Here is an 18,369-nt window from a genome sequence, read left to right on the forward strand (position 1 = left end):
ACTTTTCTCTGCCCGCGGACTACCGGTGCTCGATGCGACTTGGAATCTTGGAGATGCTCGGGTTGGGGGCGACGCTCATCTTCGCCATCCCCGTCGGAATCTTCGGGGTGCAACTCCTCACCGACGGCCAGACCGTCTTCGGCGGCGGTATGCTTCTCCTCGCGGTCCTGATGGTCGCCCTCCCGCAGTATCTGACGACGCCGCAGGACATCCCGATGATTGCCGCAGAAAAAGTCGTCGGCGGGGTCGCAAAAGACCCGGACGAAGACGAGTAACCGCTTTTTCCCGAGTCGCGGTCGCTACTGCGACCACGCTGCCGGGTCGAGACTCGTCGGTGGGTCACCGAGAAACGTCGGCCCGTCGTCGTCGATTGCCATCACGTCGACCAGCTCGATGCGTCCGTTTTCCGGGTCGCTGACGGCCGTTCGAACTCGAACGACGTTTCCGGCCGCCAGCTCTGTGTCGCCGTCGAGCGGCGGGGATTCACGCAGCGAGAGTCCGATGCCGCCGCCGACGTCTCGCGCCACTTCCTCGCTCGGCGAAAACCCGAATGCGGCAGTCTCGGCACGGATTTCGCTGCCAACGAACGCGGCGTCTGCTCCCGGGCCTGCTTCGACGAGTGCAACGTCTCGGGCGGCGTCGCAGGCGACGTGCGCGCGGCGCTCCCAGCCGCCGTCGGCATCGACGACGAACGTTCGAGCGAGCGCGCCGCGGTAGCCGTCGCGGCCACGGGGAGCGACCGAGACGACGACCGGGTCGTCGGCCCGGAGGACGACCGCGCTGGTGTCGTGGTCGCTGTCGGCCTCGGCAGTCTCTCGTTCGGCTTGCCCGCCGACGTCCACGCTTGTCGCACCCGCGGCATCGACGCCCTCGATTGCGAGCGCGACGTTCACCTGTCGGCGGATGCGTTCTGTCGAGAGTGGTGCGCCGTCCCAGACGAGCGTGCCGTCGTCGTCGGCCGTGTGGGCGGTGTCGTCGTCGGTCGCGTTGGCGTCGGTCGCGTCGGCGAGTATCTCGGCTGCCCGAGCGATACCGCGTCGGGCGGCCCGCTGGACCGTCTCGATAGCGGCGCGCTCGTCGTCGTCTTTGACCGCGCGCACCTCGCTGAGAACTGGGGTCGAAGCGAGGTCGTATCCGGCCGATTCGAGGTGTAACGCGGCGTCGTGGGGAATCGTTTGCGGCGCGAGCACCGTGCCGCTGGTCGCCTCCGAATCGAGGACCGCCGCTGCGGCCTTCCCCGGTGGTTTGTCGTCGATGCGGGTGGTGACGCCCGGAATCTCGGGTGTCTCTATCGTCGATGGAACCCGGAGATGGCTCTCGCCAGCGACGCGAACGTACACGACGGTAGTGTCGAACTCGCGTCCCGTGAGGTACCGCAGGTTCGGGTCGGGACCGCGGCCGATGAAGACGAATCCGAGGGCGTCTCGGTCGTCGAGTGCGGCGTCGAGCGCGTCACCGCCGCGGGGACCGAACGGCACGGCGGCTTACGCCTCGGGTTCGGGGGCAGGCGGTTCCTGCGCCGCGTCGACCAGTTCTTGGGCCTCTACGTCGCGAATCTCGTTGTGGAGCAGGACGCTAATCGGGAGCGTCGGGGCTCCGCTGACGAGGTTTTCGAGGAGTACGAGGTGCTCACGAGCGCGCGACATGCCGACGTAGAAGACGCGGCGCTCGTTGTCGGTGATGAGCGGAACGGGACTCGTCGCCGACGTGAACTCGTCGATTCCGCGGGCTTCGAGTTCTTCGTCGGACACGGAGGCGGCCATCTGCTCGACGACCTTCTCGGTCAGGTCGGTCGCCATGAACACGTGGTCGGCCTCACGACCCTTCGCGGAGTGGATGGTCCCGACGCGAACGCGGCTGGGGTCCATACCCTGATACTCACCAGCGAAGTAGGCGTCGACGGATTTGCGCTGGAAGCTCGTGACCTTGCGGACCATGTCGGAGGCCGCAGAGGTGTCGGGCGCGAACGGCGCGAAGTTCTTGATTTCCTTCGGCGTGAACTCGAGTTCGGTGATGTCCTCGACGCCTTCCTCCTCTTGGCGCTCGTCGATGAGGTCGAACAGGTCGTCGCGGTCGTTCGTCCCGAACGCGGAGTCTTGCAGCATGTCGGCGAGCCGGCGAGCCTGTAGTCCATCGACAGGTTCGTCGTCGGCCATCGCCTCGACGGCGCGGACGTACTGCGTGAGCCGGTCTGTCCACATCCGCTGGTCGGTGAGCGTCGAGAAGGGGATTCCAGACGGGAGGAACTCGTCGATGAACTGGAACATCTGATAGCGAGCACGGAACAGCAGCATTATCGTCCCGTCTCGTTGCTCGACGGTGTACCGGATGTTCCGTGCGAGCTCGAGCATCGACGGGTTCGGGACCGCTTCGACCGACCCGCCTTCTTTGCGCGGCTTGAGGTCTTTCTCTTGGCGCTTGTCGATGTGTCGAATCTCTCGGTTGACGACGTTGAGAACGTTCGACGGGAGCCGATAGGAGTTCGGCAGCACTTCGTCGTTGTCGCGTTCGGCGTCGAGAAGCAGGTTCGGGTCCGCACCCTGCCACGCGTAGACGACCTGGTCGTCGTCGCCTGCGATGAGGACGCCCTCCATGTGAGGTTTCCACTCCTCGTACACGTCGTACTGGAGCGTCGTGATGTCCTGGAACTCGTCGATGACGAGGTAGTCGACGTTCGGGACGAGCGCGCGTTGCTTGACGCGCTCGAGCATGTCAGCGAAGCCGACGAGACCGTTTTCTCCCTTGTAGGCGCGCCACGCGCGGATTGCCTCGGGGATATCGACGCGGTCGTCGTCGGACGGCCACGTCGGGGTGTACTTGTTGCCCTCCTGGGCGTTGGGGTCGACTTCCGGCGGGAGGCGAACCTCTTCGACGTTCCACTGGAAGGGGACGTCGTACCAGTCGGCGACGTCGCGGCGGGTCCGCTGGAGCCACTGGCTCGTCGCGATAACCTTGTTCCCGATGGTCGTCGAGCGGGCGGTCCGGCGACCTGCGCCGCCGTACTCGTCTTCGTACTCGATGCCGTACTCCTCACAGAACTCCTGTTTGTCCTTCTCACCAACGACGTCGTTGCGCGAGAGCCCGAGGAGTTCGTACGCCTTCGCGTGCATCGTCGACACGTTCCCCTTCAGCGACCGCGGGTTGATGTCGAGTCGTTCGGCGAGACGCTCACGGACCTCGGCTGCGGCAGCCCGGGTGTACGAGACGACGAGAATGTCGCGGATGGTGACGTCGTCTTGTTCGAGAATCGCCTCGACCTTGTCGAGCAAGGCCGTGGTCTTCCCGCTACCCGGTCCCCCGAACAGGCGAGTGACCGTCACGTCGGATTCGCTCATTGTCCACGTTCACGGCCTTATCGGTGATAAACAACGTGCTTCCGACGAGGGAAAAACGCGGCCGGAGTCTCGGTATGCCGGGCGCTTGCAACGGAATAGCAGTAGTCGCCTGCTATCCCGGAAAAAACGGTGCTCTGGCTTGGTCAGTCCGGACGCGTTAGGCCTCCGGCACCCACCCGCAGACGGAGCAGGTCGCCGCCCCTTCGTCGTGTAGTGCCCCACAGTCGGGACACTGCAGTTTGTTATACGATCGATCCCAGCGTACCGGTTCCGTCTCGTGACCGCGGTCGGCCAAGAACTGGTCGAACAAATCGTCACTGGGTGCTGAGGCCATACATGGCATGGTATGCCACAGCACTATTTAGTTCCTGCGGCGATTATGACTCCCGGGAAATCGGGAGTAAAGACTGTCTCGCTGCCCTACAGGTCGTATAGCTCGCTATACTTCGATTCGACGTAGTCGAGGAAGTCGTCGGCCGCGAAGTCCTCGCCCGTCGCGCGCTTTACGAGGTCGTTCGTCTCGTACTGGCGGCCGTGCTGGTGGACGTTCTCGCGGAGCCACTCGCGGAGGTCACCGAACTCGCCGCGTGCGATTTTCTCGTCGAGGTCGTCGATATCTTCCTCGGCGGCGGCGAACAACTGGGCTGCCATGATGGAGCCGAGCGAGTACGTCGGGAAGTAGCCGAAGTTCCCGTAGGCCCAGTGGATGTCCTGCAGACAGCCTTCGGAGTCGGTCTCCGGGCGGATACCGAGGTACTCTTCGTACTTGTCGTTCCACGCCTCCGGCACGTCTTCGACGTCGAGGTCGCCCGAGACGAGTTCGCGTTCGAGTTCGAACCGGATGACGATGTGAAGGTGGTAGGTCAGTTCGTCCGCCTCGACGCGGATGAGGTTGTCGTCGTACACCTGATTGGCCGCCTCGTAGGCCTCTTCGACCGACGCGTCCACCTCGGGGAAGTGCTCGGTGAACGTCGGCAGGAAGTGCTGCCAGAAGGCACGCGACCGACCGACGTGGTTCTCCCAGAGACGCGACTGCGACTCGTGGACCGAGAGGTTGCGGTCCTCACCGAGCGGGGTCGCGTAGTGTTCGTCCGGCAGGCCGAGCGTGTAGAGCGCGTGGCCGAACTCGTGGATAGTCGAAAACAGCGACCCGAGGGGGTCCGACTCGTCGTAGCGGGTCGTCACGCGGGCGTCGAACTGCGTGCCCGACGAGAACGGGTGCGGCGCGGTGTCGAGACGGCCGCGGTCCCACGGATATCCGAGCGTCGAGAGCGCGTCGCGGACGAGTTCCTCCTGTTCGTCCTCGTCGAATTCGCCCTCGAAGGAATCGACGGCGAGTTCCGTGTCGGACTCGCGGATGTCCGCTATCATCGAGACCAACACCTCGCGCACGTCGGCGAGGATGTCCTCAGCCTGGTCGAGCGGGAGGCACGGTTCGTAGTCCTCGAACAGCACCTCGTAGGGGTCGCGGTCGGGGTCGATGTGCTCGGCGTACTTCCGCTTCAGTTCGACGTGCTTCTCCAGATGCGGCGCGAACTCCTCGAAGTCGTCTTCGGCTTTCGCCTGCTTCCACGCCGGAATCGCCTCGGAGGACGCCGCCGAAATCTTCTCCACGAGGTCGTTCGGCACGCGTGCGGCGCGTTCGTAATCGCGGCGGAGTTCACGAAGCACGGCGGCCTGCTCTTCTGTGGGGTCGTCCGCCTCGGCGGCTTCCAGCAGCTCGCCGAACTCGTCGTCGGTTAGGAGTTCGTGGCTGAGCGCCGAGAGCGCCGACATCTGCTGGGAGCGCGCGGGCGTCCCCTCGTCGGGCATCATGACCTGCTGGTCCCACGAGAGAATCCCGCCAGCGTTCTTCACGTTGGCAATTCGCTTGTACTTCGTGAGCAGTCGGTCGTACGCCGATTCCGCTTCGGTGGAGGATTGTGCCATATCGATGACGATGGTCTCGGGAGTGTATTAAATCGAAGGTGACGGAGATTTCGGGTGGTCTTCTTCGTCTGATGCAGTTGACGTAACAGATCATTCGACGTCGGCCAAACGTTCGCCGAGAGAACAGCGATCAGACCCACAGGAAGTACGCGAAGGAGAATACTATTAGACTCAGAAGGATGCACGCAATACCAATAATTTGTGTTACTCGTTGCATAAGCGGCCCCGGTTCTTTATACGATGGTCGATGGCTGAACGTCTTGTCAAGATAATATTTTGGATGATATATACACTCCGCTCCGATAATGAAAACAATGATTCCTAAGATGAGAAACACCATCGCGAAGAGTAGTAGCATAGAGTTTCTTTCGTAGGTGGCGGCTTATAGCTCGTCTCGCTCTGTGTGTCGACTAGTCGCTGATAGGGTCTTTACACTTTCGTCGACCGTGTCGTAGGTGTTCTTGGCAGTTCCCGACGGCTTCACCACCCCTCCACGAGTCTTCGATACGTCTCGTAACACCGTTCTAGCACGTCGAACGAGACACTCTCGGCTTTCGTGTGCGCCTCGCCGGGTTCCGAGGGACCGTAGACGACACAGGTCGTCCCTGCCTGCGTCAACCACCCGGCGTCGGTGGCGTGGGGCTTCGTCACCTGTTGTGGGTCCGCGTCGCCGCGAGACTCGTGAACCGCGCGGGCAACGTCCAGCACGCGCTCGGCGAACTCGGCGTCGTCGCAGGCCATCGGGGGTAGGTCCTGTTCGACAGCCCACTCGACGCCATCGATAGATTCAGTCTGCGAGAGGTCGGCGTACCCACCGGGGACGGTTCGCTCGTCGATGGTCACCTCGCAACGGTCGGGGATGACGTTCCACGCGCTCCCGCCGTCGATTTCGGTGACGGCGATGCTCCCCGAGACGGTGTGGCCGAGGACCTCTGTCTCGGGGAACTGCATGTCGCGGACGATATCGACCGCGTCGCAGGCGCGGTAGACCGCGTTGTCGCCTTCTTCGGGCATGCTCGCGTGGCAGGCGGTTCCGTGGACGTGGAGCGTGCTCGCCCGGCGGCCGCGGTGGGCGACGACCACGTCGGTTCGGTTCGGTCCCGAGTAGTTGGTCGAGCCTTCGGCGACGACCGCGTAGTCGAGGTCGAGTCCGGCGTCGAGGGCGTCACGGACGCCGATGCCGCCGAGTTCCTCGCCGACGAACGAGGCGAAGACGACTTCGTTGGTCGCCGATTGGGCGGCGTCGCGGAAGGCGAGCATCGACGCGACGACTGCTCCTTTCATGTCGGCGCTCCCCCGACCGTAGAGTCGGTCGTCGTCGGCTTCGACGACGTACTCGCCGTCGTCGGTTATCTGTCTGGCGGCTGGCGGGACTACGTCGTGGTGGCCGACGAGTGCGAGCGAGTCGCCGACGCCGGGGTTGACGCGGGCGAGGACGTTCCCGGCGTCGTCGCGGGTCACTGTCGCGTCCGTCTCGGCCCGGAGCCACGACTCGATGAAGTCCCCGGCCTCGGTCTCGTCTTCGTGGCTCGGAATCGAGACGAGGTCGGCCGTGAGCGTTTCGAGTTCGTCCATATCGATACGACGTGAACCAGCCCGAAAAGTATGGCCGCCGCGACGGTGTCGAAATTTCAGTGCGAAGAACCGTCATTCTCAGTGCGAAGAATCGCAACCCCGGAGACGGGGGTATCTGTTCTCACGTATCGAGAATCGGGATTGTGGCTTATGGCTGTCCGAGAATATGTCGGCCTATGAGTATCTTCTCGACGTACGAACGACTGCTGTGGGGGACCATGGACGTCCTCAGGGTCTCCGACTCGGTCGAACGGAAAATCGTCGCGGCCGTCGGCATCCAATTCGCCGTGTCGATTGCACAGGCAGTGCTGCCGTGGGTTGCGACCGGCGATACTCGACTCGCGCTCTCCGCACTCCTGTTCGCGGGTGCGGCTCTCGCGTTCGTCAACACCATCCTCATCGCTCGCAGAGACATCGTGAACCCCATCGAAGCCATCTCGGAGTCGGCCGAAGGCGTCGCAAACGGCGACTTGTCGGCGACGCCGCCGGCGGTCTCTGGAAACGACGAAGTTGCGACGCTCGCGTCCGACTTCGGCTCGATGCACCAGCACCTCTGTACGGTCGCCTCGCAGGCGACGGCGCTGGCCGACCAGGACTTCAACCACCCCTCGCTCGACGAGGAGATGCCGGGCGAGTTCGGTGACGCACTCGACCGCATGCAACGCGATTTAGCCGACTACACGCGGAACCTCCAGCACCTCGTCGAGGCGTTCGCCGAAGCGACATCGCGGGCACAAGCGGGCGACCTCACGGCGACTATCGACACCGACGACTGGGGCGTCGACGACGAGCGCTACGAGGAAGTCGCAGAGACGTACAACGAACTCGTTCGGACGCTCTCGCGGACGATTGGCGAAGTCCAGACGTTCGCCGAGGAAGTGTCCGAGATGAGCGCCTCCGCCAAGGAACACGTCGAGCGGGCGAACGAGGCCAGTCAGGAGGTCGCCGCCTCTGTCACCGAGATTTCGGACGGCGCGACCACCCAGACCGAACACCTCCAGACGGTCGCCGACGAACTCAACACGCTGTCGGCGACGGTCGAGGAGATTGCTGCATCGGCCGACGAAGTCGCCAACACGGCGGAGACGGCGTCCGAACGCGGTGCGGCCGGACGCGACGCCGCGACCGAGGCGATGCAGGAGTTAGACGCGGTCGAAGAACGCATCGACCACACGGCCGAGGCGGTGGCCGAGCTCGCCGACGGTATCGAGAAAATCGACGAAATCGCGGCGTTCATCGACCACGTCGGGTCACAGACCGACCTGCTCGCCATCAACGCGGCTATCGAGGCGGCCCACGCTGGCGAAGCGGGTGACGGGTTCGGCGTCGTCGCACAGGAGGTCAAGTCGCTCGCCGAGGAGACGCGCGACTCCGCGGACGAAGTCTCGTCGCTCATCGAAACCATCACTGAACACTCCGAGGAGACGCTCGCGGACGTGCGGGAGATGAATCAACAGGTCTCCGACAGTCTGGACACGGTCAGCGAGGCAATCGAGGAGTTCGAGACCATCGTCGACATGGTCGCCGATATCGACGCTAGCGTGGCCGAAGTGAGCGACGCGACCGACCAACAGGCCCAGTCTGCACAGGATATCGCCATCCGCGTCGACGACGTAGCGAACATCTCCGAGGAGACGGCCGGACAGTCCCAGACGGTCGTCGAGACCGCTGACCGGCAGTCGGACTCTATCGACGACCTCGCCGACCAGGCTACGCTCCTGTCGTCGCGGGCAGCGAATCTCGAAGGACTCGTCGGGTCGTTCGACGTGCTCGACGAACAGCGCGCTGTCAGTTCCCCGGCCGACGACTGAGTAGGTCATTCGTTCTCGTAGGACACGCTTCGTCCGTCGATTGTCACCCGCTTTATCTACAACCTTATCCGTTCGCCGCTCAAACCCCCGCGCATGAAGATAGTGCCGGACACGAGCGCGGTCATCGACGGTCGCGTGTCCGAGCGAGTCGACGACGGGACCTACGACGGTGCCGACGTGCTCGTCCCCGAAGCAGTCGTCAGCGAACTCGAATCGCAGGCCAACGACGGCCGCGATACGGGTTGGGAAGGGCTCTCCGAACTCCAGCGCCTCGCCGAGTTTGCGGACGACGACGTTATCGAACTCAAGTACGTCGGTCGCCGCCCGAGCGCTGGTGAGACGAAAGGCGCTCACGAGGGCGACATCGACGCGCTCATCCGCGACATCGCCGCCGAGCGCTCGGCGACCCTCCTCACGAGCGACGTGGTACAGGCCGAAGTTGCGAAAGCGAAGGGACTACGCGTCGAGTTCGTCGAAGCCGAGGTCCGCGGCTCTGGTGGCCTCATCATCGAGCGGTTCTTCGACGACCAGACGATGTCCGTCCACCTCAAGACCGACACGAAGCCGAAAGCGAAACGCGGCGACGTCGGTCACATGCACTACCAGACCATCGACGAGGAGGTGACGGACGAGGCGACGATGAAAGAGTGGGCCGACGACATCGTCAACTCCGCCCGCGCCTCCCCGGAGGGGTTCATCGAACTCTCCGAAGAGGGGATGCACATCGTCCAGTTCCGTGACTACCGTATCGCCGTCGCCCGGCCGCCCTTCGCCGACGGCATCGAAATCACTGCGGTTCGGCCAATCGTCAAGACCGAACTCGAAGACTACGAGTTCGCCGACGAACTCCGCGACCGACTCGCAGAGCGCCAGCGCGGCGTCCTCATCGCCGGGTCGCCCGGTGCCGGGAAGTCCACGTTCGCACAGGCGGTCGCCGAGTTCCTCAACGACAGCGACTACGCGGTCAAGACGATGGAGAAACCGCGCGACCTGCAGGTCGGCCCGCACATCACGCAGTACACCGCCCTCAGCGGCGACATGGCCAAGACGGCCGACTCGCTGCTCCTCGTTCGCCCCGACTACACCATCTACGACGAGGTCAGAAAGACCGAGGACTTCTCGGTGTTCGCCGACATGCGCCTCGCCGGTGTCGGGATGGTCGGCGTCGTCCACGCGACCCGCGCCATCGACGCCCTCCAGCGTCTCGTCGGCCGCGTCGAACTCGGGATGATTCCGCAAGTCGTCGACACTGTCGTCTACATCGAAGACGGCGAAGTCCACACAGTCTACGACGTAACGACCGAAGTGAAGGTACCCGAGGGCCTCACCGCCGAGGACCTCGCGCGCCCGGTCATTCAGGTCCGCGACTTCGAGACCAGCACGCCGAAGTACGAAATTTACACGTTCAACCGGCAGGTCGTCACCGTCCCGCTCGACGGCGAAGGCGGCAAAAAGAAGGAAAGCGGCGTCTCGCGTCTCGCCCGACAAGAGGTCGAACGCGAGATTCGGTCTATCGCCCGTGGCCACGTCGACGTGGAACTCAAGGGTCAGAACCGTGCGGTCGTCTACGTCGAAGAAGACGACATCTCGTACGTCATCGGCAAAGGTGGCGGCCGCATCTCCGACGTGGAAGACCGACTCGGCATCGACATCGACGTCCGAACCCACAGCGAGAACCCGAGTCGCGGCGGCGGGGGGTCAAACAGCGGCGCGACTGGCTCGTCCGGCGGCAGCCAGTCCAACGAGGGCATCGTGGTCACGCCGGAAGTGACCTCACGACACGTCATCGTCAACATGGACGGCCACGTCGGCGAGACGGTCGAAGTCCGCGCCGACGACCAGTACCTCTTCACCGCGACAGTCGGCCGCGGCGGCGACATTCAGGTCTCTCGCGGCAGCGCTATCGCTGAGGAGTTGGAGAACGCGATCGACAGAAAGATGCAGATTACGGTCGTTCCGGCCTGAATACGCGTTCAACCGGGAGTTCCGGCTTCGACCCTGCAGTCGGTCGAGTCGAAGTAGTTCGTCCGAAGTGCCGCGCCACGTCGGTACGGACCGCGGTGACGCGAGAGTGAGACGACGCTATTCGGCGCAGCAGGCCTTTTCTTTGCCGCCGTCGGCTTTGGCCTGTGCTTTCTTCGGAGCGATATCGGTCAACTGATAGAGGTTCTGGCGAGCATCGGCGAAGTAGACGTCTTCGTCGACGATGCCGATTCCCTCCAGCCGTTCGAGTGCGTAGCGAACGGTCCGAGCCGAGAGCATCGACTCTTCGACGATGCCCTTCTGCGTCAGCGGACCGTTGTATTCGAGCACTTTGAAAACCAACTTCGCACTCGGTGGGAGGTCGTCGAGACTCTCCTCTTCTGTTCCATCCATCGTTACGAATCGAAACGCGCGACCAGCATAAATCTTCTTGGCTGAGAGTACCCGACAACGCTTTATCGACTGGCCCGAGGGGAGGAACGAACGCCTTTTGACGCCGGGTATCGCACGGGAACACATGGCCACGGAAACGCAGACCGGACTCCCGAGTCATCTTCGCGGAGTGACGGTCACGACCTTCGCCTGCCTCGCTGGCATCGCCGCTGCGGTGCTCTCCGGGGTTCTGGTGGGGACGAGCGTCGAGGCCGCGACCAATCAGTTGGCCGTGGGTATCCTCGGAGCGTTCGTTCTCGCACAGTTCCCGGTGCTCCGCGTCATCGGTGTCGACGTGAGCGACTTCGGCGTGAAAGACTACCTCTACGTCATCTTCATGACGTTCGCGCTCTGGTTCATCTCGTTTGCCATCCTGCTGACGTCGGGTGTTCAGCTGTAATCATGGCAGACGATAGTATCGCCGTCGTCGACTTAGACCGGTGTTCTCCCGACCGCTGTAGCTACGAGTGTTCGAACTTCTGTCCGCCCAACCGGACGGGCAAGGAGTGTATCACGCTTCGCGGCGAGGACGCCGAACAGGGCGGTCCCGACCAGGTCCGTATCTCCGAGGAAATCTGTCTTGGTGAGACGTGTGGTATCTGCGTCGAGAAGTGTCCGTTCGACGCTATCGAGATTATCAATCTCCCGTCGGAACTCGACGAAGACCCGACCCACCGCTACGGCGAGAACGCCTTCTCGCTGTACGGCCTTCCAGTGCCCGAATCGGGTGCCGTGACGGGGATTCTCGGACCGAACGGTATCGGTAAGACCACCGCCGTTCGCGCCCTCGCGGGCGAGATGGTCCCGAACCTCGGAAACTACGACGACGAACCCACGTGGGAGTCGGTTCTGGACCGCTACCGCGGCACCGAACTCCAGAACTACATCGAGAGCGTCCGCGACGGTGACGTCTCCATCGCGCGGAAGCCCCAGTACGTCGACCAAATTCCCAAGCAGTTCGACGGGAAGGCAATCGACCTGCTCGATGCGACCGACGAACGCGGCGCGCTCGACTCCTACATCGAGCGCCTCGACATCGCCCCGGTCGTCGACAACCACATCGACACGCTCTCCGGCGGGGAACTCCAGCGGGTCGCCCTCGCGGCGACGCTCGCCCGCGACCGCGACTTCTACTTCCTCGACGAGATTACGCCGTACCTCGACATCGGCCAGCGCGTCACCGCGGCGCGTCTCATCCGCGAACTCGCCGAAGAAGAAGACCGGGCGGTCCTCGTGGTCGAACACGACCTCGCAATCTTGGACCTGCTCGCCGACACGCTTCACGTCGCGTACGGTGAGCCCGGTGCGTACGGTGTCGTCACCGACCCCAAGTCGGTCAGAAACGGCATCAACGAGTATCTCAAGGGCTACCTCTCGAACGAGAACATGCGCATCCGGCCGGATGCCATCACCTTCGAGGAACACGCGCCGCGCGAGACCTCGAAGGCCGCGCCCCTCATCGAGTACCCCGAGATTCGGAAGTCCTACGGTGACGGCGAGTTCTCGCTCGACGTCGACGCCGGCACCATCTACAACGGCGAAGTGCTCGGCATCGTCGGTCCGAACGGTATCGGGAAGTCCACGCTCGCGAAGTTGTTCACGGGCGACCTGACGCCTGACGTGGGCGAACTCGACTTCGAACTCGACATCTCGTACAAGCCGCAGTACATCGAAATCGACCAGCACATGCGGGTCGACGCGTTCCTGTCGTCCATCACGGACCAGTTCGGCTCGTCGTACTGGAACACCGAGGTGGCGAACCCGCTGCAACTCAACCGCATCATGGAGCGCAACCTCACCGACCTCTCCGGCGGTGAGCGCCAGCGCGTCGCCATCGCGGCGTGTATCTCGCAGGACGCCGACCTCTACCTGCTGGACGAGCCCTCTGCCCACCTCGACGTGGAACAGCGCGTGCAGGCCACCTCGGCTATCCGCCGCTACGCCGAGAACCACGACGCGACGGTCATGGTCATCGACCACGACATCTACATGATGGACCTGCTCGCCGACCGCCTGATGGTGTTCGACGGCGAGCCGTCTGTCGAGGGGCACGCCTCTAAACCGCAGGAGATGCGCGACGGCATGAACGACTTCCTGTCGGACCTCGACATCACCTTCCGCCGCGACGAGCGCACCTCGCGCCCGCGTATCAACAAGCCCGACTCGCAACTCGACCGCGAGCAGAAGCGCGCCGGCGAGTACTACTACGCCGAGTAATCGCACTCGCTCCCGCGAGTCGAATTCGCGTTTCCGTCTTCTGAACATCATTCGGCAGTTACGTCTCCGGCGGCCACCGCGTCGGTTACACCCGTGTCACTGCCATGCCTTTGACGCGCACGCTCCAAGAGTCGGACATGACTGACTCCACGTCCGAGACGCCACCACTCACCGACGCGACCCGCCTCGGTCGGGTCGCACTCCGGGTTAGCTCGCTCGACCGAGTCGTTCCGTTTTACCGCGATGTGGTCGGCCTCTCGGTCGAACGCTATGGCTCCCGTGCCGTCCTCTCCGCCGGAGGTGCACCGCTCGTCGTCCTCGACGAAGACCCGGACGCACCGCCCCGCGCCGGAGACCAGGCAGGGTTGTTCCACCTCGCGATTCGCGTGCCCGACCGTCCCGCACTCGGCGACGCACTCACCCGAATCCGCGACGGAGCCACGGTGACGGGCGCGTCAGACCACCTCGTCAGCGAGGCGCTGTACCTCCGCGACCCGGAGGGAAACGGCGTCGAAATATACCGTGACCGACCCCGCGAGGAGTGGCCCCTGAAAGACGACGGGCGCGTCGCGATGGACACGCTTCCGCTGGACCTCGAAGCACTTCTCTCGGACGCCCGCGGCGACGACGCCGCCCCCGGCGGAACCGACCTCGGACACGTCCACCTCGAAGTGACGGACGTGGACCGCGCCGTCGAGTTCTACACCGACGCGCTCGGGATGAACCTCCGCGACGACGGCTACCCCGGTGCTGCCTTCGTCGCGGCTGGCGAGTACCACCACCACGTCGGCCTGAATCGCTGGAACGGCCGGAGTGCCCCCGCCGAAAACGCCCGCGGTGTCGAGTGGTTCGAAGTCGTCGTCCCCGACGAAGAGACGCTCACTGCCGTCCGCGAATTACTTCGACAACGCGAGCACAGGGTCGAAGAAACCGATGGTGCTCTGGCGGTAGCCGACCCTGACGGCATCGGCGTCCGACTGCGCGCGGAGGAGTAGACACGTCGAAACCGGCGAACGAACCATTTTGTCACTCGCCCGCCAAGTGTGTCGTATGGCACCACCAGACGAGAGCGGCGCGTCCGGGGGGCTCACACTGGCGAGTCCCGCGTTCGACGACGGAAGCGAGATTCCGAGACCGTACGGCTATACGAACGAGAACACGAGTCCGCCGTTGCGGATCTCCGGCGTTCCTGGCGACGCCGAGTCGCTGGCGCTCGTGATGGACGACCCCGACGCGGTGAAACCGGCGGGGAAAGTGTGGGACCACTGGGTGGTCTGGAACATCGACCCGGCGACCGCTCGAATCGACGAAGGGGATTCGATTTCCGGTGCGACCGAAGGGCAGAACAGCTACGGCGAGCGCGGCTACGGCGGCCCCAACCCGCCGGACCGCGAGCACACCTATCGGTTCGTCTTGTACGCTCTCGACACCGAACTCGGCCTCGAACCGGGGGCGACGAAAGCCGACCTCGAATCGGCTATCGAGGGCCACGTCCTCGACGAGGCGCGGCTGACCGGGACGTACGCGCCTTGACGAAAAACTCGACTTTCTCGGAAACTACCCCTCGATAACCGCGCCCGTCTCCGTTTCTCGAACGTCCACGTCGTAGCCGAAGGCCCGAATCACGTCGAGGTTCGTGCGCACGTGTTCTGTGACGGCGGGGATTCGGACTGTCCCGCCCGCCAGCGCGACCCAGACGAGCAGTTGGTCGGCCATGTGCCGGTCCACGGGTACCTCACCGCGGTACCAATCGAGAAACGCCTCGGTCGCCTGCGCGCCGACCGACTCGGCCGGGACGCCGCGCTCGCCGTAGGCGTCGAACCCTGCGACGATATCCCCACACCGGGCCGCGAGAACCACGGCTGTCCCGGGTGAGTCGCTCTCGACGTACGACGCAGACGACTCCAGCGACAGGTCGATTCCGGCATCAGAGAGTGCGGTTCGGACGCCTTCGACCTGCCTCTCCGCCACCGAGGCGTCGGCGAGGTCGTCGCTGGCGACGGAGGACACGCGGAGGTCCGCCAGCGGCGGTCGCGTCCCCAACGCCAGCGGGGCTGGGTTCGAGGGATGCAGTCGCATCGAGAGTCGGCCACCGCCGGCCGGGTAGAATCCACGTCGGTGCACGTCGACGTCGAAGTCGACTCCGAACGTCGCACAGAGCGGCCGCTTTACGTGGCGAAGGTAATCTGCCGGTGGCGACCACCGCACGTCGGTCCCGCCGGTCACGGTGAGTCGAAGTGGGTCGTCCAGCGCGACCGCGACCGGAAGGAGCGTCTCGCAGACGAGCGTGGTACTCCCGGCGGTTCCGACCGCGACGCCGACGGGGTCGCTGCGGACCGTCTGTGGCGCGAACCGAAGTGTGGACGAGCCTTCGTCGTGGCCCGAAACCTCGGCGTTTGCGACCGAGCCTGCGGCTTCGACGCACGCGACGTGCTGCGGGCGAAGTCCCGGATTCGGGCGGTTGCCTCGGATGCGCTCCATCTCGAACGCCTCGCCAGTCACGAGCGACAGCGAGAGTGCGGTTCGGAGGAGTTGTCCACCGCCCGCAGCGCCATCGAGTCGATGCATTCAGCGGACGACCGTGACCGGGCAGGTCGCCCGTTCGACTAACTCCTTGGCGACGCTCCCGACGAGACCTTCGTATCGCTCGTCGAGGCCGCGGTGGCCCACGAAGATGCCGTCCGAAGCAGCGTCTTTTGCGTACTCCGGAATGGACTCGACGGGGTCGCCGTAGAGGAGTTCGGTCGTGGCTTCCACACCGGCGTCTCTGGCGCGCTCGGCCGCCGCTTCGAGCACTTCTTCGGCTCGGATTTCGGCGTCTTCGAGGCTCTCGGCGAAGATTCGGTCGCCCGCCTCGGCGGCCCCCGAGACCGGTTCCTCGCCGCCCTCGACGAGGACGTGAGGTTCCACCGAGTGAACGACCGTGACGTGAGCGCCTAACGGTTCGACTATCGTGAGGGCGTGGTCGAGCGCGCGCTCGGACGGCTCCGACCCATCTACTGCGACGATGAAGTTCATACCTGAATACAGGTGCCGAGACGAGAAAAAAGGGGAGGCGAAGGAATTAGTGAACGAGCCTGCTACACGAGCCGCAGAGATTCTCTTCTTTCACGTCGACTTCGCGGACCGTCGGCGAGAACGACATCACGCACTTGTTGTTGTCGCAGTGTTCGAGGCCAAGGGTGTGGCCAATCTCGTGGACGACTTCCTTGCGGACGCGGTCCGAGAACACTTCGTCGGCGGGTTTGGAGGTGATACCGCCGTCGGAGGAAGTCTGGAGCCGGTACGTCGAGATAACAGAGCCGTTGCCGTTGAGATACGCGAGGCCGAAGACGTAGTTTCGGCGGCGGTAGTAGAGGTCCTTCGCCGTGATGCCGATGTTCTTTTCGCCGCGCCCGACGCGACTCGCGAGTTCGATGAACTGCTCGGCCCGGTATTGATTTCGACTCCTATCGAACGCGCCCTCGGGGATGGGTTGATTCGAATTGACGGTCACGTCACAGTCGTAGACGGACCGAAGCCCAGCGGACGCCTCTCGCTTGACCCCGGCAGAGACGTCTCCGATGGGCACGATATCGACAAGCATGCGAGGGATTAAGCGGTGGCGCGCCATAAATATCCCGACGTGAGAGATTCACTGCGTGACACGATTGTCGCCCGCTTGTCGGAGTACGAGCGCGTCGTCGAGGTCGGCATCGGACGACAATCTGCCGTCGCGTCCGGCCTCGCCGACCACGGGGTCGATGTCGTCGCCGTCGACGTCTACGACGTGCCCGTTCCCGAGGGCGTCGTGTTCGTTCGTGACGACGTGGTCGCCCGCGCCGACGTCGCTACCCGCGGCGACGACGCTTCCCTCGGCCCCTACGAGGGTGTCGAGGCCGTCTACGCGTTGAATCTCCCGGTCGAACTCCATCGCCCGACGGCCCGGGTCGCACGCCGTGCCGGGGCCGACTTCCTCTTTACCACGCTCGGCTACGACGAACCCTCGATTCCGGTTCGCCGGGAGTCGCTCGCAGAAGATACGCTCTTCGTCGCGACCGATGCCCCGGGTTCTCGTCGTAGGTAATTGCTGTCCCCGTCGTGGGTGACCCCCCGCCGTAGGTGACTGCTGTCCCCATCGTGGGTGACTGCCTATTGTCTTCGTCGCCAAGCGACTGCCGCCGAGAGCGGTGGCTTCGTCGGCACCAAGAGTAAGGCACTTGCTCTCTCGTCGCACCGTTCCAGTATGAACGCGGACGCTGTCGTTCTCGACATCGACGGAGTGCTCGTCGACGTTGCCGATTCGTACCGGCGCGCCATCGTCGAGTCGGTCGACCGATTGTACGGAGACACTATCTCGCGGGAAGCGGTCCAGTTGTTCAAGGACGCAGGCGGGTTCAACAACGACTGGGAACTGACCTACGCTGCGGCGCTCTACGTTCTCACCGCCCGCGAAGTCGACCTTCCCCTCTCGGAGTTCACCGCCCAGATTGCCGAACGCGGCGGCGGTCTCGACGCCGCCGAAGCGGTGGCCGAGGACGTGCTTGACGACCCCAAACCCGTCTTCGACGAGTGGGACCCGACCGCTCTCCGAGAGACGTTTCAGGCACTCTACCTCGGTTCCGACCTCTACCGTGACCTCGAAGGTGGCGAACCGCCGTTCGAGGCGTCGGGCTACATCCACGACGAACCCGTCTTGCTCGAACAGGCGACCCTCGACGCGCTCTCGGTTCGCGAACTCGGTGTCGTCACGGGCCGACCCTCGGCCGAGGCCGACATCGCCCTCGACCGCGTCAGCCTCGAACTCGACGACGACCACCGATTCACGATGGACGACTGGGAGGAGGGCAAGCCGCACCCCGCGGCCCTCGTCACTGTCGCCGAACGACTCGGCGCGCAGTCGGTCGTCTTCGTCGGCGACACCCTCGACGACGTGAAGACCGCACTCAACGCCGACGCGGCCGACCCGGAACGCGTATACTACGGTGTCGGCGTCCTCTCGGGTGGGCTGACCGGCGACGACGGCCGACAGAAGTTCTCCGAAATCGGGGCCGCGGCGGTCGTCGAGGACGTGAACGACGTGCCCGGCCTCCTCGATTAGTCAGCCG

At 64.2% G+C, this 18,369-nt stretch carries 18 protein-coding genes; 9 read left to right on the forward strand and 9 right to left on the reverse strand.

Features of this window, described 5'->3' with window-relative positions; translation table 11 throughout:
- The first annotated feature begins 32 nt into the window (after positions 1–32).
- A complete protein-coding gene (locus tag KU306_RS06690) occupies positions 33–275 on the forward strand; it encodes a DUF7533 family protein (RefSeq protein ID WP_258303233.1) in 243 nt (80 codons plus the stop codon).
- Between the two features lie 24 nt (positions 276–299).
- Here the strand turns inward: KU306_RS06690 and KU306_RS06695 are convergent, their stop codons facing one another.
- The 5 genes from KU306_RS06695 to KU306_RS06710 all read right to left on the reverse strand — a co-directional run bounded on the left by KU306_RS06695 (position 300) and on the right by KU306_RS06710 (position 6,839).
- Positions 300–1,478: a M24 family metallopeptidase gene (locus KU306_RS06695; RefSeq protein ID WP_258303234.1), complete on the reverse strand. Its 1,179-nt coding sequence runs from the start codon at positions 1,476–1,478 to the stop codon at positions 300–302.
- Positions 1,479–1,484: 6 nt separating this feature from the next.
- On the reverse strand, positions 1,485–3,335 hold the full coding sequence (locus tag KU306_RS06700) for a UvrD-helicase domain-containing protein (RefSeq protein WP_258303235.1): 1,851 nt from the start codon (positions 3,333–3,335) through the stop codon (positions 1,485–1,487).
- A gap of 157 nt (positions 3,336–3,492) precedes the next feature.
- Positions 3,493–3,669, reverse strand: coding sequence for an HVO_0416 family zinc finger protein (locus KU306_RS18970; protein WP_309138744.1), 177 nt, complete (start codon positions 3,667–3,669; stop codon positions 3,493–3,495).
- A gap of 86 nt (positions 3,670–3,755) precedes the next feature.
- Positions 3,756–5,264 (reverse strand): carboxypeptidase M32, encoded by a 1,509-nt coding sequence (locus tag KU306_RS06705; protein WP_007544592.1) that lies wholly within the window; start codon positions 5,262–5,264, stop codon positions 3,756–3,758.
- A 480-nt stretch (positions 5,265–5,744) separates the two neighbouring features.
- The gene (locus tag KU306_RS06710) at positions 5,745–6,839 is read right to left on the reverse strand and encodes a M20 family metallopeptidase (protein WP_258303236.1); all 1,095 of its coding nucleotides are present in this window, start codon (positions 6,837–6,839) and stop codon (positions 5,745–5,747) included.
- Between the two features lie 176 nt (positions 6,840–7,015).
- Here KU306_RS06710 and KU306_RS06715 point away from each other — a divergent pair, with 176 nt between their 5' ends.
- Together KU306_RS06715 and KU306_RS06720 are read left to right on the forward strand one after the other, a co-directional pair.
- On the forward strand, positions 7,016–8,650 hold the full coding sequence (locus tag KU306_RS06715; RefSeq protein WP_258303237.1) for a methyl-accepting chemotaxis protein: 1,635 nt from the start codon (positions 7,016–7,018) through the stop codon (positions 8,648–8,650).
- A gap of 93 nt (positions 8,651–8,743) precedes the next feature.
- Positions 8,744–10,615 carry a PINc/VapC family ATPase gene (locus KU306_RS06720; RefSeq protein ID WP_258303238.1) on the forward strand — a complete coding sequence of 624 codons (1,872 nt, stop codon included), beginning with the start codon at positions 8,744–8,746 and terminating at the stop codon, positions 10,613–10,615.
- Between the two features lie 117 nt (positions 10,616–10,732).
- Here KU306_RS06720 and KU306_RS06725 read toward each other — a convergent pair whose 3' ends face one another.
- Positions 10,733–11,026: a MarR family transcriptional regulator gene (locus tag KU306_RS06725; protein WP_007544613.1), complete on the reverse strand. Its 294-nt coding sequence runs from the start codon at positions 11,024–11,026 to the stop codon at positions 10,733–10,735.
- A 124-nt stretch (positions 11,027–11,150) separates the two neighbouring features.
- Between KU306_RS06725 and KU306_RS06730 the strand changes: the two genes are divergently transcribed.
- The 4 genes from KU306_RS06730 (at position 11,151) to KU306_RS06745 (ending at position 14,815) form a co-directional block, all read left to right on the forward strand.
- A complete protein-coding gene (locus KU306_RS06730) occupies positions 11,151–11,465 on the forward strand; it encodes an EMC6-like membrane protein (RefSeq protein WP_007544614.1) in 315 nt (104 codons plus the stop codon).
- Positions 11,466–11,467: 2 nt separating this feature from the next.
- Complete coding sequence (locus KU306_RS06735; RefSeq protein ID WP_258303239.1) at positions 11,468–13,282, forward strand: ribosome biogenesis/translation initiation ATPase RLI; 1,815 nt, start codon at positions 11,468–11,470, stop codon at positions 13,280–13,282.
- Between the two features lie 137 nt (positions 13,283–13,419).
- Positions 13,420–14,277, forward strand: a complete 858-nt coding sequence (locus KU306_RS06740) for a VOC family protein (protein WP_258303240.1) — start codon at positions 13,420–13,422, stop codon at positions 14,275–14,277.
- Positions 14,278–14,332: 55 nt separating this feature from the next.
- Entirely contained in the window at positions 14,333–14,815 is a 483-nt protein-coding gene (locus tag KU306_RS06745; protein WP_258303241.1) for a YbhB/YbcL family Raf kinase inhibitor-like protein, read from the forward strand.
- Positions 14,816–14,839: 24 nt separating this feature from the next.
- Here KU306_RS06745 and rtcA read toward each other — a convergent pair whose 3' ends face one another.
- Genes rtcA through KU306_RS06760 form a run of 3 tightly spaced genes read right to left on the reverse strand, consistent with a single transcriptional unit; the run spans position 14,840 to position 16,868 of the window.
- A complete protein-coding gene (gene rtcA, locus KU306_RS06750) occupies positions 14,840–15,850 on the reverse strand; it encodes an RNA 3'-terminal phosphate cyclase (RefSeq protein ID WP_258303242.1) in 1,011 nt (336 codons plus the stop codon).
- On the reverse strand, positions 15,851–16,300 hold the full coding sequence (locus tag KU306_RS06755) for a universal stress protein (protein ID WP_007544621.1): 450 nt from the start codon (positions 16,298–16,300) through the stop codon (positions 15,851–15,853).
- Between the two features lie 46 nt (positions 16,301–16,346).
- Positions 16,347–16,868 (reverse strand): archaemetzincin family Zn-dependent metalloprotease, encoded by a 522-nt coding sequence (locus tag KU306_RS06760; protein WP_007544628.1) that lies wholly within the window; start codon positions 16,866–16,868, stop codon positions 16,347–16,349.
- A gap of 39 nt (positions 16,869–16,907) precedes the next feature.
- Between KU306_RS06760 and KU306_RS06765 the strand changes: the two genes are divergently transcribed.
- Both KU306_RS06765 and KU306_RS06770 read left to right on the forward strand, forming a co-directional pair.
- Positions 16,908–17,348, forward strand: a complete 441-nt coding sequence (locus tag KU306_RS06765; protein WP_258303243.1) for a UPF0146 family protein — start codon at positions 16,908–16,910, stop codon at positions 17,346–17,348.
- Positions 17,349–17,507: 159 nt separating this feature from the next.
- Positions 17,508–18,362 carry a TIGR01548 family HAD-type hydrolase gene (locus KU306_RS06770; RefSeq protein ID WP_258303244.1) on the forward strand — a complete coding sequence of 285 codons (855 nt, stop codon included), beginning with the start codon at positions 17,508–17,510 and terminating at the stop codon, positions 18,360–18,362.
- The last annotated feature ends 7 nt before the right edge of the window (positions 18,363–18,369 follow it).

Origin of the sequence: Haloferax larsenii (assembly GCF_024730625.1) — an archaeon.
In the GTDB taxonomy this organism is placed as follows: Archaea; Halobacteriota; Halobacteria; order Halobacteriales; family Haloferacaceae; genus Haloferax; species Haloferax larsenii.

Coding starts and splice junctions, on each gene's coding strand:
- KU306_RS06690 (WP_258303233.1), top strand. CDS start 33: ATGCGACTTGGAATCTTGGAGATGCTCGGGTTGGGGGCGACGCTCATC.
- KU306_RS06700 (WP_258303235.1), bottom strand. CDS start 3,335: ATGAGCGAATCCGACGTGACGGTCACTCGCCTGTTCGGGGGACCGGGT.
- KU306_RS18970 (WP_309138744.1), bottom strand. CDS start 3,669: ATGGCCTCAGCACCCAGTGACGATTTGTTCGACCAGTTCTTGGCCGAC.
- KU306_RS06705 (WP_007544592.1), bottom strand. CDS start 5,264: ATGGCACAATCCTCCACCGAAGCGGAATCGGCGTACGACCGACTGCTC.
- KU306_RS06710 (WP_258303236.1), bottom strand. CDS start 6,839: ATGGACGAACTCGAAACGCTCACGGCCGACCTCGTCTCGATTCCGAGC.
- KU306_RS06715 (WP_258303237.1), top strand. CDS start 7,016: ATGAGTATCTTCTCGACGTACGAACGACTGCTGTGGGGGACCATGGAC.
- KU306_RS06720 (WP_258303238.1), top strand. CDS start 8,744: ATGAAGATAGTGCCGGACACGAGCGCGGTCATCGACGGTCGCGTGTCC.
- KU306_RS06725 (WP_007544613.1), bottom strand. CDS start 11,026: ATGGATGGAACAGAAGAGGAGAGTCTCGACGACCTCCCACCGAGTGCG.
- KU306_RS06730 (WP_007544614.1), top strand. CDS start 11,151: ATGGCCACGGAAACGCAGACCGGACTCCCGAGTCATCTTCGCGGAGTG.
- KU306_RS06735 (WP_258303239.1), top strand. CDS start 11,468: ATGGCAGACGATAGTATCGCCGTCGTCGACTTAGACCGGTGTTCTCCC.
- KU306_RS06740 (WP_258303240.1), top strand. CDS start 13,420: ATGACTGACTCCACGTCCGAGACGCCACCACTCACCGACGCGACCCGC.
- KU306_RS06745 (WP_258303241.1), top strand. CDS start 14,333: ATGGCACCACCAGACGAGAGCGGCGCGTCCGGGGGGCTCACACTGGCG.
- rtcA (WP_258303242.1), bottom strand. CDS start 15,850: ATGCATCGACTCGATGGCGCTGCGGGCGGTGGACAACTCCTCCGAACC.
- KU306_RS06755 (WP_007544621.1), bottom strand. CDS start 16,300: ATGAACTTCATCGTCGCAGTAGATGGGTCGGAGCCGTCCGAGCGCGCG.
- KU306_RS06760 (WP_007544628.1), bottom strand. CDS start 16,868: ATGCTTGTCGATATCGTGCCCATCGGAGACGTCTCTGCCGGGGTCAAG.
- KU306_RS06770 (WP_258303244.1), top strand. CDS start 17,508: ATGAACGCGGACGCTGTCGTTCTCGACATCGACGGAGTGCTCGTCGAC.